The organism is Alistipes indistinctus YIT 12060 (genome assembly GCF_025144995.1).
Classification (GTDB): Bacteria; Bacteroidota; Bacteroidia; order Bacteroidales; family Rikenellaceae; genus Alistipes_A; species Alistipes_A indistinctus.
Genome location: NZ_CP102250.1, coordinates 2,762,571 through 2,777,657, shown reverse-complemented (window position 1 = coordinate 2,777,657; position 15,087 = coordinate 2,762,571). Strand labels below are relative to the sequence as shown.

Annotated in this window: 11 protein-coding genes, 1 pseudogene and 1 riboswitch; of the genes and pseudogenes, 2 read left to right on the top strand and 10 right to left on the bottom strand. The window is 56.4% G+C overall.

Annotated elements, in window-relative coordinates; all coding sequences use genetic code 11:
* Window positions 1-9: 9 nt before the first annotated feature.
* Both NQ495_RS11420 and NQ495_RS11415 read right to left on the bottom strand, forming a co-directional pair.
* The gene (locus NQ495_RS11420) at window positions 10-1,551 is read right to left on the bottom strand and encodes a glycine--tRNA ligase (protein ID WP_009135128.1); all 1,542 of its coding nucleotides are present in this window, start codon (window positions 1,549-1,551) and stop codon (window positions 10-12) included.
* 103 nt (window positions 1,552-1,654) lie between these two features.
* Window positions 1,655-2,659 carry a glycoside hydrolase family 43 protein gene (locus NQ495_RS11415; protein WP_009135129.1) on the bottom strand — a complete coding sequence of 335 codons (1,005 nt, stop codon included), beginning with the start codon at window positions 2,657-2,659 and terminating at the stop codon, window positions 1,655-1,657.
* Between the two features lie 21 nt (window positions 2,660-2,680).
* Between NQ495_RS11415 and NQ495_RS11410 the strand changes: the two genes are divergently transcribed.
* A complete protein-coding gene (locus tag NQ495_RS11410) occupies window positions 2,681-2,977 on the top strand; it encodes a hypothetical protein (RefSeq protein ID WP_147337753.1) in 297 nt (98 codons plus the stop codon).
* Window positions 2,978-2,990: 13 nt separating this feature from the next.
* Here NQ495_RS11410 and NQ495_RS11405 read toward each other — a convergent pair whose 3' ends face one another.
* From NQ495_RS11405 to accC, 8 genes and pseudogenes are all read right to left on the bottom strand, one after another.
* Window positions 2,991-5,414 (bottom strand): glycoside hydrolase family 36 protein, encoded by a 2,424-nt coding sequence (locus tag NQ495_RS11405; protein WP_187118335.1) that lies wholly within the window; start codon window positions 5,412-5,414, stop codon window positions 2,991-2,993.
* Between the two features lie 419 nt (window positions 5,415-5,833).
* Window positions 5,834-6,982, bottom strand: a complete 1,149-nt coding sequence (locus NQ495_RS11400) for a glycosyltransferase (RefSeq protein WP_187118336.1) — start codon at window positions 6,980-6,982, stop codon at window positions 5,834-5,836.
* A gap of 57 nt (window positions 6,983-7,039) precedes the next feature.
* Window positions 7,040-7,459: a glycosyltransferase gene (locus NQ495_RS11395; protein WP_009135132.1), complete on the bottom strand. Its 420-nt coding sequence runs from the start codon at window positions 7,457-7,459 to the stop codon at window positions 7,040-7,042.
* A gap of 74 nt (window positions 7,460-7,533) precedes the next feature.
* Window positions 7,534-7,611: pseudogene (locus NQ495_RS11865) on the bottom strand (hypothetical protein); the annotation flags it as partial.
* Window positions 7,612-7,631: 20 nt separating this feature from the next.
* The gene (locus tag NQ495_RS11390) at window positions 7,632-9,314 is read right to left on the bottom strand and encodes a putative transporter (RefSeq protein ID WP_009135133.1); all 1,683 of its coding nucleotides are present in this window, start codon (window positions 9,312-9,314) and stop codon (window positions 7,632-7,634) included.
* Window positions 9,315-9,374: 60 nt separating this feature from the next.
* Window positions 9,375-10,913: an acyl-CoA carboxylase subunit beta gene (locus tag NQ495_RS11385; protein WP_009135134.1), complete on the bottom strand. Its 1,539-nt coding sequence runs from the start codon at window positions 10,911-10,913 to the stop codon at window positions 9,375-9,377.
* A complete protein-coding gene (locus NQ495_RS11380; protein ID WP_009135135.1) occupies window positions 10,900-11,436 on the bottom strand; it encodes an acetyl-CoA carboxylase biotin carboxyl carrier protein subunit in 537 nt (178 codons plus the stop codon). The genes NQ495_RS11385 and NQ495_RS11380 overlap by 14 nt, the downstream gene beginning before the upstream one ends.
* 11 nt (window positions 11,437-11,447) lie before the next feature.
* A complete protein-coding gene (accC, locus tag NQ495_RS11375) occupies window positions 11,448-12,974 on the bottom strand; it encodes an acetyl-CoA carboxylase biotin carboxylase subunit (protein WP_009135136.1) in 1,527 nt (508 codons plus the stop codon).
* Window positions 12,975-13,126: 152 nt separating this feature from the next.
* Window positions 13,127-13,323: riboswitch (cobalamin riboswitch) on the bottom strand.
* A 261-nt stretch (window positions 13,324-13,584) separates the two neighbouring features.
* Between accC and NQ495_RS11370 the strand changes: the two genes are divergently transcribed.
* Window positions 13,585-14,925, top strand: a complete 1,341-nt coding sequence (locus NQ495_RS11370; RefSeq protein ID WP_009135137.1) for a sn-glycerol-1-phosphate dehydrogenase — start codon at window positions 13,585-13,587, stop codon at window positions 14,923-14,925.
* Window positions 14,926-15,087: the final 162 nt, after the last annotated feature.

Here is a 15,087-nt window from a genome sequence, read left to right as displayed (position 1 = left end):
CGGAATGTTTTAAACGATCTTACTGAACAGTTTGCGCAAGCTTACTTCGTCGCCGACCATAGCCGCCAGATCGGCGATCGCTACACGATGCTGCTGCATCGAGTCCCGGTGGCGGACCGTAACGGTCTTGTCCTCGAGCGACTGGTAGTCGACGGTGATACACAGCGGCGTGCCGATCGCATCCTGACGGCGATAGCGCTTGCCGATGCTGTCCTTCTCGTCGTATTGGATGTTATAGTCGAACTTGAGCATATCCTTGATCTGGTGGGCCAGTTCGGGCAGTCCGTCCTTCTTGACCAGCGGGAAAATCGCCGCCTTGACCGGCGCGATGGCTGCCGGGATATTCAGGACGGTACGCGTCTCGCCGTTCTCGAGCCGCTCCTCCTTGTAGGCGGCCGAAAGCACCTGCAACACCATGCGGTCTACGCCGATAGAGGTTTCGACCACATAAGGAACATAACTTTCACCGGTTTCCGTGTCGTAATACTGAATTTTCTTGCCTGAGAACTTGGCGTGGTTCCCCAGGTCGAAGTCCGTACGCGAATGGATCCCCTCGACCTCCTTGAAGCCGAACGGGAATTCGAACTCGACATCGGTGGCCGCATTGGCATAATGGGCCAGTTTGTCGTGATCGTGGAACCGGTAATGTTCGTCGCCGAACCCAAGCGCACGGTGCCATTTCATGCGGGTCTGGCGCCAATGGTCGAACCATTTGAGCTCCTCGCCCGGGCGCACGAAAAACTGCATCTCCATCTGTTCGAACTCGCGCATGCGGAAAATGAACTGCCGGGCAACGATCTCGTTGCGGAAAGCCTTGCCGATTTGCGCGATACCGAACGGAATCTTCATACGGCCGGTTTTCTGGACATTGAGGAAATTCACGAAAATCCCCTGCGCCGTTTCGGGCCTCAGGTAGATCGTGCTGGCCCCTTCGGCCACCGAACCCATTTTGGTTTCGAACATCAGGTTGAACTGGCGCACTTCGGTCCAATTGCGCGTACCGGAAATAGGGCAGACGATTTCGGCATCGAGGATGATCTGGCGCAGTTCCTCAAGGTCGTTGTCGTTCAAAGCTGCGACCATCCTTTCATGGACAGCATCGCGCTTGGCCCGGTGCTCGACCACGCGCGGATTCGTCTCGCGGAAAAGTTTTTCGTCGAAACTTTCTCCGAAACGTTTGCGCGCTTTCTCCACCTCTTTCTCGATCTTCTCATCCTGTTTGGCGAGGAAATCCTCGAGCAGCACATCGGCACGGTAACGTTTCTTCGAGTCGCGGTTGTCGATCAGCGGATCGTTGAATGCGCCCACATGGCCCGAAGCCTCCCAGGTTTTGGGGTGCATGAAGATGGCCGCATCGATGCCTACGATGTTCTCGTTGAGTTTGGTCATCGCATCCCACCAATATTTTTTGATGTTATTTTTCAGTTCGACGCCCATCTGCCCGTAATCGTAAACGGCGCTCAGCCCGTCGTAAATTTCACTCGACGGGAAGATAAACCCGTACTCCTTGCAGTGGGCGATCAGTTTCTTGAAAAGTTCATCCTGTGTCATATGCTTTACTATTGATTATTAATCTGGGTTTGTAGTATCAATCTTCTTTCGAGAGCATCGCCTGAACCTTACGAAACCGGTTGTTCCGGCGTTTACCCCCATTTTATGAACCGTCGCAAGCAGTCGGTACGGCCTCCTCTGTCAGTCGTCCGACCACATAAGGCAGACCGTCGGGCCGCTCGCCGACCAGGAAAAGTCGCGTCCGCTCCAGCGGGCCCTTATTGGGCTGATGCAGGCTCAACACCAACTGTCCGTCAAAAGTACGGAACAACATGCCATGACCGCCATCGCGAGCGAAAAGAGGCTCGGACACATGCTCCCACGGGCCGGTCACTTCACCGCTTAAAGAGCGTGCCACACCCAGCGCATAACCCTCTTGGCCGAACGACGACCAAAGCATCAGCAGCTCTCCCCGCGAGTTGCGGTACAGGAACGGTCCGTCGGTCACATACTTACCGGGGACATATGCCCGAACCCAGGGAGCCTCTGAGGCGGCAAATAGGGTTACGGGTTTTCCCGCCGGCCCCCTCAGGTCTTTACGCAACGGTACCGCTTCGATCGTCCCGTCGCCGACCTGTACCCATTCGTGGCAGAAAACCATCCACGGATCGCCCTGCCCGTCGAGATAAAGCGTTCCGTCGAGCGCCCCCCACTCCTCCGGCGTAACCCGACCTTTGGCATATTCACGGTAAGGTCCTGCCGGCCGCTCTGCCCGCAGAATCGTAGTGCCGCGCTGCGAAGCGGCCTCCTCCCACATCGTGACGAAAAGATAGGATTTTCCCCGGTAAGTGTGGCATTCCGGAGCCCAGAAATTTTTCCATCCCCAAATGCCGGATGCCGGGCGATACACGGCTTCCGGTCCTTGCCAGGAGATCAGGTCGCGGCTGGTATAAACGTCGAACCCTCCCTTACCGGGCGCCGCATCGGGATAGTTCGTCCCGAACAGATAATATATGCGTTGTGCTGAATCGGGAAGAATGAACGGATCCCGAATCCGGATTTCTGCCAGCGATACCGTGCCGGGCGACGCTACCGGCGCCTGCTGGGCATGCAAACAACTCGCAATCAATGCAAAAAGAGCAAAACAAAGATATCCCGGCTTAATCATCGACGGTTGTTTCGGTTACTAATGAACAAAGATAGAGATATTTTTAATACAACCGCCGGTAAAGGTACACCAATATTCGGCAGCCTTTACCTCAAATACTCCGTAATGGAAACGAATCGAATAACCGGGGTACCCGTGAATTTTGTCGATCATGGGCAATTGCTCACAAAAAGGGTTATTGCGATACCGGATAATTTTCCCGAAGAAACCGGAATAAAAAACAAAACCCGCCATTCCCAAACCAGTGTAACGATTTCCAGCAAAACCGTCATGCCGGACAAAACACCCCTCCGGCATGACGGTTACAATTCTGAATAATCCTGAAACGCAGCTACCAGGAACGCAACCAGGCCCTGTCGAACGAAGCGTGTCGGTAACGTCCTGCAAGCCGCTTGTCTTTCCGGATATCCTTTTCGGAAGGCGCCTCCTTGCCGCCCAATTGCAAAGTCAGGATTTCGCGCTTATCGCGTTCCCGATCCGACAGCGTGACAGCATAAACGTGCTCCTGGATCTTACAAACGAAAACGTCGGAGTTAGTCGACGAAACGCTGCTGACGGGCTGCTCGGAATAGAAGAACAATTTGCCGTCGCGCGCCCCCGCATTGGGATCGAGTTCAACTACGAGCCGGTCGCCGTCGCATCGCAGGGAAATCACTTCGGTTGCCCCCATGCTGATGTGCAAATTCGAGCCGATCAGGCACGGCCCGTCCGACAGTGCCGTCAATCGCAGCAATTTATGCTCGAAGGGAGCTACATCACGGACCGTATAACTGCCGTCCTGTACCCCTTCGTAACGCTCGTCCCAGAAAGACCAGACGTGGAACCTGCCGCCGAGCGTATCGACCGGCACATGCCGCATCGTCAGATCGGCATTGCGGTCATGTTGCGGATTCCACAGGATGAGATCGATACTGCGGCCATAAGGACGGTCCGCAACATAACCGAATTCCCGTCCGAAGATATCGTATCCGCCCGAAAAGGCGTGACCCGCCTCCCGCGAAACCGGATAGAGCTGTTCCATCATGCGAACACTCTGCTCTCCGCCGAATTCCGGCTTGTACAAATGGTCGGAAGTCATGGCAAACCCTCCGTAAAGGCCGATAAAACTGTGGTAAGTCAGTAACTGTGCAGGGCGGGCCTTGCCCGTCTGGCCGAGGTAAGTGACATCCGGATCGCCCATCGTCGTGATGCGGTTTTGGTACCCCCTGCCGGCCATTGCCATAATCGGATAATAGAGTCCCCAGGCATTCGTGGGCATGTCATCCGAGGCCCATTTCTGCGTGAAACCGTCGAAAGGCAGACAGTCCGGGCCGATACGGTTCGCGTCGGCATAACCCACGAAGAGACGTTGGTCGGGATTGCAGGCCATCAGGTAGCTCTCCGGACCGATTGCCTCCCGGTAAAGACGGAACAGTTCGCGCTGCGCCTGCAGGCGCGTCATCTTCGGATTGAAAAGGCGCACCCCCATCAGCGGCAGGTTATTGAAATCGATTTTGAAATAGCGGTAACCCTTGCGGTACATATTGCGCAGCGAAGTGGTAATAAAAGCCGCCACATCGGGATTGGTCGGATCGAGCCGCTCCCAGTCGGGCACTCCGGTCCGGGTTTTGGCATACCAGGAAACAGGGAACAACCATCCGCCACGGTCCCAGCCGGGATTGGGCGCTACCGGCGAAAGCCAGACGCCGGGAACCATCCCCGCCTGACGGATACTCCTCGCCAGCGAATCCATACCCAACGAAAATTTCCCGGCCTCATTCCAATCGTAATATTGTTTCTGCCAGCCATCGTCGATCTGGAACACCTCCATAGGCAGCTTGTTCCTGTTTTTTCCCAGATAATCGGTCATTGCGAGAATATCTTCCTGCATAATGTTACGCATGCTCCGATACCAGCTACACCAGCCGTAAACCGGTTTTTTCGTCAGGTTTACACCCGCAACCTCGGCCAGCCAGCGGTCTTTGCCCTCCTGGGCGGCTCCCCAAGGGCAGAACGACAGCAAAACTTCGTCCGAAGGACGTACCTCGCCCGGCTCGACCAACACTTCGCTCATATCGCCGAAGACTTCGAGTTTCATCGAAGTCCCTTCGGTGCGGACATGGAAATAGACATCCGACACCAGGCCGACGGCCGCCATCGAAACGCCTTCACCACCGGCGGCATAGAGTGTCATATCGTCGCGGTAACCGCGCCATGCCCCGTCGGCCATTTTCACCGAATCACCGCTCGCCGTCAGGTATTCGCGGTTAAAAGCCTTTTCTACCCGAAGCGCATCTTCCGAAGGAAGCGTCCGCTCGAGCGTTCCCATGCGGCGCGCCTCCACATCGGTCGTGGCCAGCATCCAGTCGGCTGCGGCACCCCGCACGGTAAAACCGCCACGCGGCGTATCCAACAACAGGAAGCGCTGTAAATAGACCGGATGCAACGAACCGTTCACAAATTCGGCCGCCACAGTAAGACGGTCACTTCCGACCCGGGTCACTTTGTATTTAAATCCATACCCTTCGGGCATTGTCCAACTGTAAACGGTCTCGAGGCCACGGCCCAGCGGAGTTTCACAAACAACGGATTCGACAATCGGTTCATCCTGGGGGCAGATTACGCGGGAACGGCCATTCTCGAGGATAACGGCCCCGAAAGCGGCATCCCGAATTACAATAGGGCCATCGGAAAGACTCAGCCGATTGTCCTGCAGACGGTAGGAAATTCCCGTCCGGGACATAGCATTCGACAAGGAACCTGCAGTTTCGGACATCGACACAGGAGTCGAAGGAACTAGGTTCTCTGATTTAGTCCCGGCAAAACCGCTCTCCATAAGAGCAACTGCCAAGCAGCAAGTAACAACAATGATTCGCATTTTCAAACGGATAAGTTTTATGGGGAGGGGGTAAATATATGCATTTTCCGGCAATACTCAAGATTTCACTCATTCGAAAATTCCGTTGTCCATATTACAAACCTCTACCGCCTTTTATCCCATTTTGCAGCGTATGCACTTCAGCACAATTAACAATTAGTCAATCTTATGAATGAAAATACACACATTGCAAACAATTATTAACATTGGAAATAAGGTCATTCCAACGACAGACTTTGCCCTGTTGTATGTTATACGAGCGACCAAGGACGGAGCAGCCGCATCAATCCCACTGGCATTTCAGATTTTCAGGCACTTCAGATACGTTCCGCCAACTCCAGATACAATTGCCGGTGAGCGCTGACAAACCGGTCGAACGCCTCTTTGTCCGGTTGTGACATTTTTGCAATTTTCTCCGGTTTTTTCCCGTTCACAGACATCGCCTCCAGTTGCAGAAGCAATTGATTCGCAAAAGCATAACTGTCCCCCGGAGGAAAATAACGGTAGGATTCCCCCTGAAACAACCGGTCCAGATAAGGAAGACGGGGAAGAATCATCGGGAGGCCGAAACAATCCGCCTCCAAATAGGCATAAGGCAACCCTTCCCACAGCGAAGTGGAAACGAATACATCCAGGCAGGAGTAAGTTTTTGAAACATCGGAAACATGCCCCAGCAACCGGACTTTTCCTTCCAGGTGCCGTTTCCGGATCGCTCTCTCGAGCGAAGCACGCTCTTCACCCTCCCCGGCTATCAGAAAAGTCACGTCATCACGATGGCGGAACACTTCGGCGGCCGCCTCGATCAGTACTCTCCACTGCTTCTGGCGGCAAAGGCGCCCTACTCCGCCGATAATATAATTCTGCTGAGGGAGTTCCCACGCCCGTTGGGTTTCCTCCCGGGAATAGGTCTGATACCGAAACGTGGCCATCGCATTGTTGATCACCCGGATACGCGCAACGTTAACCGCCGAGGCATCCAATGCGGCACACCGTTCGTTTTCGGCCAGGATCACCGCATCCGTCTTTCGTGCCAGGAATCGTTCCGCCGACAAAATGATCCTGCGGCACATCCCGGTCCGGGCATGAAAATAATAACAATGCGGGGTATAGATCGTCCGGGTACCGCTCCACCACGCGGCCAACCGGAACAACAGTCCCGCTTTGGTACTGTGGGCATGAACGATGGCGATCCGGTGACAGCGGATATACCGGGCAATCCGAACGATCTGCATGCAATCACCCGGGAAGGCGGCCCCGTGCCGGATAGGCAGCAAAACCACACGGATCCCGTGTTGCTCCAACAATTTTATGCTGTCGGAAGCCTCCTGATCGGTCCGGAGCGAAGAGGTGATCAGGTGCACTTCGAACTCTTCCGGATCCAACGCCAACGCCAGATCGACGACATGCCTCAACACGCCGCCACTGAAACTCTCTACGCCGAACAATACCGGAATCCGTTTTTTCACACCTTGCGCCACATTATCGCACCTACATACGGATAATCAATTATTAACAAACAATCCTCATTTCCCGACATCATCGCTGTGCATCGATACCGCCAGCCTCCCGTCGCCTGCAGGATATTCGCCCCCGCTTCCGGCTGAGACATCCGTACCGGCATGTTCCAAACCGAGATAACGGCCAAACAAAGATAACAAAAAACGGATATGCTCGTCCATATCGAACTGTAAAACCGTTTCCCGTGCATTCCGGATCACTTCCATGCGCCGGGTTTCGTCGGCCGCCAAACGTCCGATCGTAGCGGCAATCGCACCGGGATCGCCGGGGGCAACCAATTCGCTGTTCCGGTCGTTCAGCACCTCGGGGATACCCGAAACGGGTGTCGAGACGACCGGCAGTCCGGAGGCCATCGCTTCGAGCAATACATTGGGAATGCCGTCCCGGTCTCCGTCCGCCGCAACCACCGACGGCTGCACATCCACAGGGGCAGCATGAACACGACAAGAGCCGAGCCGATTCCGGCGTTATAGACCGACAACAGTTCGGCGGTCATTGCCGTAGAGTCGGGTCCGAACGCCCCACGCTCGAAAATCAACCGGATAATCTGTTCGGGAAAAGATACAATAAAGAACATGATCGGCACCCCGATCTCCTTTATGCCAGAAACAGGATCAGCAACTGGGCGCTCAGTACCCGCAGGAACATTGTGAGTGGATAGACCGTCGCATAGCCCACGGAAGGAATATCGTTGCCGGCCAGGTCGTTGGAATAAGCGAGTGCGGGAGGATCGGTCGTCGCACCGGCCATCACGCCGATCAGCGTAAAGTAATCTACCTTAAACCAAAGGCGCCCGATAACACCGACGATCAGCAGCGGGAGGATCGTGATAATCGCCCCGTAGCCGATCCACGCATAGCCGCCTCCGTCGATAATCGTCTCGACGAACTCCTCACCCGCACCGAGCCCGACACAGGCGAGGAACAATGCAATACCCACCTCGCGCAGCATCAGGTTCGCGCTCATGGTCGTATAGGTTACGAGCTTGAATTTCGGCCCGAAACGGCTGATGAGGATCGACACGATAAGCGGTCCTCCGGCCAGACCGAGCTTCACGGGCTGCGGAATCCCGGGAAAAGTGAACGGCAGGCTACCGAGCATCACACCAAGCACGATACCGATAAAAATTGGAATCAGGTTCGGCGCATTGAGCCGTTTCATCGAGTTGCCGAGCACCTTCTCGACATTCGCGATCGAGACTTCGGTTCCGACGACCGTCACACGGTCGCCCATCTGCAACTGCAACGACGGTTGCGCAATCAGGTCGACACCCGCGCGGTTGACACGCGTGATGCTCACCCCGAATCCCGCATGCAGTTTGAGCTGGGCCAGAGACTTGCCGTTCAGCTCGGGTTTCGTAATCAGAATCCGGCGCGAAATAAGCCGCTTGTCGAGTTGCTCCCACTCCACCTGGACATCCCGGCCGATAAAAGCCGTGATCGCCGCCGCATCGCGCGGCGTGGTCACCACCAGAATCTGGTCGCCGACATGCAGCAACGTATCGTCGTCGGCAATCTCGATCTCTCCACCCTGGCGACGAATGCGCGAAATGACGAAATCGCGGTTGACCAACCCCTGCAGTTCACGAATGCTTTTGTCTTCCAGCGCCGGATTCACGACGCTGAGCGAATGGGGTTGCGCTACCGAATCGTGCTGCACATCCATCGTATCGAGCGCTTTTTTCTCCTCTTTGGCAAAATCGATCCGGAACACCCGCCGCAACACCATCATCGACAGGATAATACCGATCACGCCGAGCGGATAGGCCACCGCATACCCCAACGCGATATCGGGCGAATCGATACCGGTCATATCGCTGTAAGCCTGCTGTGCGGCGCCGAGTCCCGGGGTATTGGTGACGGCACCCGACAGGATGCCGACCATCGTCGTGACCGGCAGCCCGGTGATCACGTACAACCCGCAGGTCACGAGCACACCCGCGCACACCACCATCGTGGCGAGCAAATTGAGCCGGACACCCCCTTTTTTGAAAGACGAGAAAAAGCCGGGTCCTACCTGCAGGCCGATCGAATAGACAAACAGGATCAGGCCGAATTCCTTCATGAAGTGGATCAGGTGCTCGTTGAGCCGCATCCCGAAGTGGCTGAAGATGATGCCGACAAAAAGGATCCAGGTAACGCCCAGCGAGATACCGGCTACCTTGATTTTGCCCAGCATGATCCCCAGTGCAATAACCAGCGCGAGGATCAGCACCGAATGGGCGACGCCGCCGCCCCAGAACGATTCATTGCCGAAAAACAGACTATTCAACCACTCCATCGTTTACGAATCAAAAGTACATATTTTAAAAGTGCACAAACATACGGCAATTCCCCGAAATTACAAAGGCATATTACCGTGCTTCTTGGGTGGATTGCTCCGGATTTTGTTATGGGCCATCTCGAGTGCCTGAATCAATTTGAAACGGGTCTGCTTCGGCAGAATGATCTCGTCGATATAGCCCAGTTCAGCCGCGCGGTAGGGATTGGCAAAACGCTCCTCATACTCCTCGACCGCCTCGCGCCGCTGTTCTTTCCCCGCACCGCGGCACAAAATATTCACAGCCCCTTCGGCACCCATTACGGCAATCTCAGCGGTCGGATAGGCCAGGTTCACGTCCGATCCCGTCTGTTTGCTCGACATGACGATATAAGCACCTCCGTAAGCCTTGCGCAAAATCAGCGTGATCTTGGGAACAGTAGCCTCGACATAGGCGTAAACGATTTTGGCCCCGTGCCGGATAATGCCTCCGTGCTCCTGAGTCGTCCCCGGCAGGAAACCGGGCACATCCTCGAGCGTAATAAGGGGAATATTGAAACAGTCGCAGAAACGGATAAACCGGGCTGCCTTATCCGAAGCGTCGATGTCGAGTACTCCCGCCAGAAATGCGGGCTGGTTCGCCACGATGCCCACCGAACGCCCTCCCAGGCGGGCGAATCCGATCACGACATTTTTGGCAAAATGGGGCATCACTTCCAGAAAGTAGTGGTCGTCGACCACCGATCCGATCACCTCCTTCACGTCATACGGCACATTGGGATCGGCCGGGATCAGCGTTTGCAGCCGTTCGTCCTCGCGGCGGATATCATCCGTCGTGTGTACGACCGGGGCGTCCTCGAGGTTATTGGACGGCAGAAAACTCAACAACTCCCGGATACCCATCAGCACCTCTTCCTCGCTCTCTCCCATAAAATGGGCCACTCCGCTGCGGCTGCTGTGGGTATAAGCCCCGCCCAGCTCCTCCTTATCCACCTCTTCGTGCGTCACGGCCTTCACCACGTCGGGCCCGGTCACGAACATATGGCTTTTGTCCCGGACCATAAAGATAAAATCGGTAAGCGCCGGCGAGTAGCACGCACCGCCCGCGCACGGCCCGAGAATGGCCGAGAACTGCGGCACCACACCCGAAGCGATCGTGTTTTGGAAAAAGATGTTCGAATAGCCGGTCAGGCTCTCAACTCCTTCCTGGATGCGGGCTCCGCCCGAGTCGTTCAGCGCGATGACGGGCGCGCCATTTTTCAGCGCCATCGTCTGCACCTTGACGATCTTGCTGGCGTTCGTAATGCTGAGCGAACCGCCGAACACCGTAAAATCATAGGCATAGACGAATACCTGACGACCGTCGATTTTACCGTAGCCCGACACGATCCCGTCGCCGGGAATTTTCTGCCGGTCCATGCCGTAATTGGTACAACGGTGCGTGACGAATTTATCCAATTCGACAAACGTCCCCTTATCCAGCAACATTTCAATCCGCTCGCGCGCTGTCATCCGGCCTGCTTCATGCCGCTTGCGCAGCTTGTCCTCGCCGCCGCCAAGTTCCGCCTGGCGGTTACGGCGTTCAAATTCCTGATATATCCGTTCGTTATTCTTTTCCATGGTTATCCGATTCGTTTTGCAAAACATCCAGTTTGACCAACAGCGCCCCTCCGGCGACCGTTTCGCCCTCGGCCACAAGTATCTCGCGGACGGTGCAATCCCCGGTCACTTTCAGGTTGCTCTGCATTTTCATCGCCTCGAAAACAAGGAGCGTATCGCCGGCCGCAACCCGGTCACCAGGCTGCACCATCACGCGCACCACCTTGCCCGGCATCGGCGCGCTCAGGTTGTCGTCCTGCCTGGCTTCCCCGCCGTTGCGCGCCTGCTGATAACGCGCCTGCGCATCGATGACCCGGACATCGTACGAGTCGTAGCCGCACTTGACCTTATAACGCCTGCCCCCTTCGAAACTCACCGCCTCCATATTGTACGAACGTCCCTGATAGAGGATCGAACAGATACCGTTGTCGGTCAACACGACATTCGCCCCGATCGTCCGGCCGTCTATCGACACCTGGACATCGTTCCCGTTTTTGCCGAGCCATTCGACTTCGGCTTTCCTGTTTCCTATTTCTATCTCCATAACGCTTGCTTTTAAATGCCCTTGACGCCGTTGCGTTTGCCGAATTCGCGCCAACGGCTCGTAAAACCGGAAAGGGCGGCGCCGGCAGGCGATCCGGCGCCACCCTCCTCCAGTGAGACCATGTAATTGATAAGAGCAGTAATCATGGCCATATTCTCAATCTCTTCCCTATCTCCTCTCTCCTGTTGCAAAGCGAGCCAGTCGGCATTCTTTTCCAGCACGGACGTATTGTAATCCCCTCCGACCAGCTCGGGAAGTTCCAGTATCGATCCCAGGTAGGCAATGTTGGTTTTGACACCGGTAATTTTGTATTCATCCAGCGCCCGCCGCATCCGTTCGACCGCAAATTCACGCGTCGTGGCCCAAACGATCAGCTTGCCGATCATCGGATCGTAATGCACCGGAATCTCATACTTCTCATAGATATAGCTGTCAAGGCGGACTCCGATCCCGCCCGGTTCGGTCAGTTGGGAAATCACCCCCGGAGAAGGCATAAAACCCGCCGAGGCATCTTCGGCACAAATCCGGCACTCGATGGCGTGGCCCCGCTGGACAATATCGCGCTGGGTAAGGCGCAAAGGCCTCCCGTCGGCGACAAAAATCTGCTCCTTGACCAGATCGACCCCGCACACCTCTTCGGTGATCGGATGCTCGACCTGCAGGCGCGTGTTCATCTCGAGGAAATAGTAATTGCGCTCCCGGTCCACCAGGAATTCGACCGTTCCGGCTCCGAGATAACCGACCGCACGGGCCGCAGCAACGGCATCACGCCCCATACGCTCCCGCAGCTCCGCAGTCATCAGGGGCGAAGGACTCTCTTCGATGATTTTCTGGTGGCGGCGCTGCACGGAGCACTCCCGCTCGCACAAGTGGATCACACGACCGAACCGGTCTCCCAACACCTGGAATTCGATGTGGTGCGGCTCTTCGACAAACCGTTCGATGTAGACGGTATCGTCGCCGAACGAAGCCATCGCCTCGGAACGGGCAGCCTCAAAAGCTTCGCGCACGTCCGCTTCCCGCCTCACCAGCCGCATACCCTTTCCGCCTCCGCCCTGCGACGCCTTCAGCATCACCGGAAAACCGATCCGGCGGCACACCTCGACGGCCTCGTCAGCCGACACAAGATTTTGCTGCGTGCCGGGCACTACGGGAACCCCGGCTTCGATCATCGTGCGGCGCGCCGAAATCTTATCGCCCATCAACTCGATCGTTTCGGCCGCGGGGCCGATAAAAATTATTCCCGCTTCACCGCACTTGCGGGCGAAAGAGGCGTTTTCGGACAAAAAACCGTAACCGGGATGGATCGCGTCGGCACCGCATCCGCGGGCCACCTCCAGAATCCGGTCCCCGTTCAGGTAGCTCTCCTGCGAAGCGGCGCCCCCTATACAATAAGCCTCATCGGCATAGAAAACATGCCGCGAAGCCCGGTCCGCCTCGGAAAAGACCGCTACGGAAACGATCCCCATTTCCCGGCAGGAACGCATCACCCGCAGAGCGATCTCCCCGCGATTGGCAACCAATATCTTCCTGATCATAACTTTCAGTTTAATTCACAAGCCGTCCACGGCAGCATATACCGATCCCGGCAGATGAAACTGCGGCAATCAGCATACCAAACCCCAACAGGCTCAACTCTATAAAAATCGCATACTTTACGGGCGTCAAAGCACCTAACCCACGAGGCGCCAAAACGTAAAACGAACCGGCAGGTCTTCTGACTCGCTCCCGTCCCGATACCTTCCCGGCCCGGATTCGGCCAGTGGTAAAGACGTTCAGGACGTTACGGAGCATCACAGCTGCGGGACAGTCCGGGATTCACACCCGATTCCCTCTTCATTCCCCGTCCCGGGAGAGACGGAGAAAACCAATTCGGGGCAAATATAGGAAATTTTTCCGCGCTGCACACAAAAAACGAAGGATTGCTGCGCCATCTTTCTTTTTGGCCCGCCCTCTCGCATATTTCGTTTCGTTTCGTTATCTTTGCTTTCCGAAAGGAAAAGAAATTCCCGACGCATCGATCCGACCGGAAAAACCGTCGCGGGCATCCGCAACGGCCACAACACTCCTGCAAAAAGCCCTGACCGGCAACAACAGCGGGACAACGACCGACCGGCGAACTGACAAACAAACACAAAAAACAACGATATGAACCGAGTAGAAAACGCGCTGGCCCACGCCACGGAAACCAAAGCGCTGCGTATCGGGGCCGGCATCCTGCCCCAGTCCGGCGATATGTTCCGGGAACTGTTTCCCGGAAAACGGGCCGTCATCATAGCCGACCCGACGACGCTGCGGGTGGCGGGCAGCGATGTACGGGACAGTCTCGCGGCCGCAGGCGTGGAACAGGACCAGCCGCATATTTTCACCTCGCCGGACCTACACGCCGAGTGGGAATTCGTCGAAGAACTCGATGCCGTACTGCAACGAACCGATGCCATTCCCGTAGCCGTGGGATCGGGAACGATCAACGACCTGGTAAAACTCTGCTCGCACCGCAACGGCCGCCGCTACATGGTCGTAGGCACCGCCGCCTCGATGGACGGCTACACGTCGTTCGGCGCGTCGATCACCTTCGAAGGGGCCAAGCAGACCTTCTCGTGTCCCGCTCCGTTGGGCGTACTGGCCGATACCGCGATAATCGCCGCAGCCCCGAAAGAGATGACAGCCAGCGGTTATGCCGACCTGTTCGCCAAAGTCCCGGCGGGTGCAGACTGGATCATTTCGGATGCACTGGGCGTGGAGCCGCTCGACGAACGCGCTTTCGCAATCGTCCAGGACGGACTGCAGGATGCGCTCGGCGATCCGGAAGGGGTGCGCCAGGGTACCGTCGAAACGATCGGGCCGCTGATCGAAGGGCTCATGCTGGGCGGTTTCGCGATGCAGGCGCACCAGACGAGCCGACCGGCCAGCGGTGCCGACCACCAATTCAGCCATCTGTGGAACATGGAACACCATAAAATGGCTGACGGGCACACCCCGTCGCACGGTTTCCAAGTCAGCATCGGATTGCTCGCCGCGACCGCCTATTACGAACAATTCCTCCACAGCGACATCGCCCGCCTCGATATCGAAGGGGCCGTCGCCGCATGGCCCGAATTGGCCGAAGCGGAAAAATATGCGCTGGAACTCTATGCGGGCACCGATTTCCCCGAAATCGGGCTGAAAGAGACGCACGCAAAATATATCGGCAAGCAACAACTGCGCGAACAGCTGGCCACGCTGAAAAATAACTGGCCGCAAATCAAGGCAAGGCTCGAAAAGCAGATCATCCCGTTTGCCGAGGCGAGCCGCCGGCTGCGGATCGTGGGCGCCCCCACCCGGCCCGAGGAGATCGGCATCACACGCCGGCGCATGAAAGAGAGCGTAATCCGTGCGCAGCATATCCGCCGGCGTTTCACCATCCTCGACGTAGCCGTTCGGACGAACCTGCTCGGGCAATGGACCGATGCGATTTTCGGCCCCGGCGGGGTCTGGGAGATCAAATAATCCCCAGACCAAGCTATTCCGCCTTACAAAAGCCAACGCGCCTGCACCGGGTACCATACCCCGCACAACGAGCCGGCGCACGGCGGCAAAATAACCTCGCAGAGTTCCGCAACATCCGGCGCACTCGACTCGCCGAAACCGAAAAATTGCACAACCCAACAA

Excerpts from the sequence above, each read along its gene's own strand:
- NQ495_RS11390 (WP_009135133.1), bottom strand. The coding sequence starts at position 9,314 with ATGGAGTGGTTGAATAGTCTGTTTTTCGGCAATGAATCGTTCTGGGGC.
- NQ495_RS11405 (WP_187118335.1), bottom strand. The coding sequence starts at position 5,414 with ATGTCCGAAACTGCAGGTTCCTTGTCGAATGCTATGTCCCGGACGGGA.
- NQ495_RS11385 (WP_009135134.1), bottom strand. The coding sequence starts at position 10,913 with ATGGAAAAGAATAACGAACGGATATATCAGGAATTTGAACGCCGTAAC.
- NQ495_RS11420 (WP_009135128.1), bottom strand. The coding sequence starts at position 1,551 with ATGACACAGGATGAACTTTTCAAGAAACTGATCGCCCACTGCAAGGAG.
- accC (WP_009135136.1), bottom strand. The coding sequence starts at position 12,974 with ATGATCAGGAAGATATTGGTTGCCAATCGCGGGGAGATCGCTCTGCGG.
- NQ495_RS11370 (WP_009135137.1), top strand. The coding sequence starts at position 13,585 with ATGAACCGAGTAGAAAACGCGCTGGCCCACGCCACGGAAACCAAAGCG.
- NQ495_RS11380 (WP_009135135.1), bottom strand. The coding sequence starts at position 11,436 with ATGGAGATAGAAATAGGAAACAGGAAAGCCGAAGTCGAATGGCTCGGC.
- NQ495_RS11410 (WP_147337753.1), top strand. The coding sequence starts at position 2,681 with ATGAACAAAGATAGAGATATTTTTAATACAACCGCCGGTAAAGGTACA.
- NQ495_RS11415 (WP_009135129.1), bottom strand. The coding sequence starts at position 2,659 with ATGATTAAGCCGGGATATCTTTGTTTTGCTCTTTTTGCATTGATTGCG.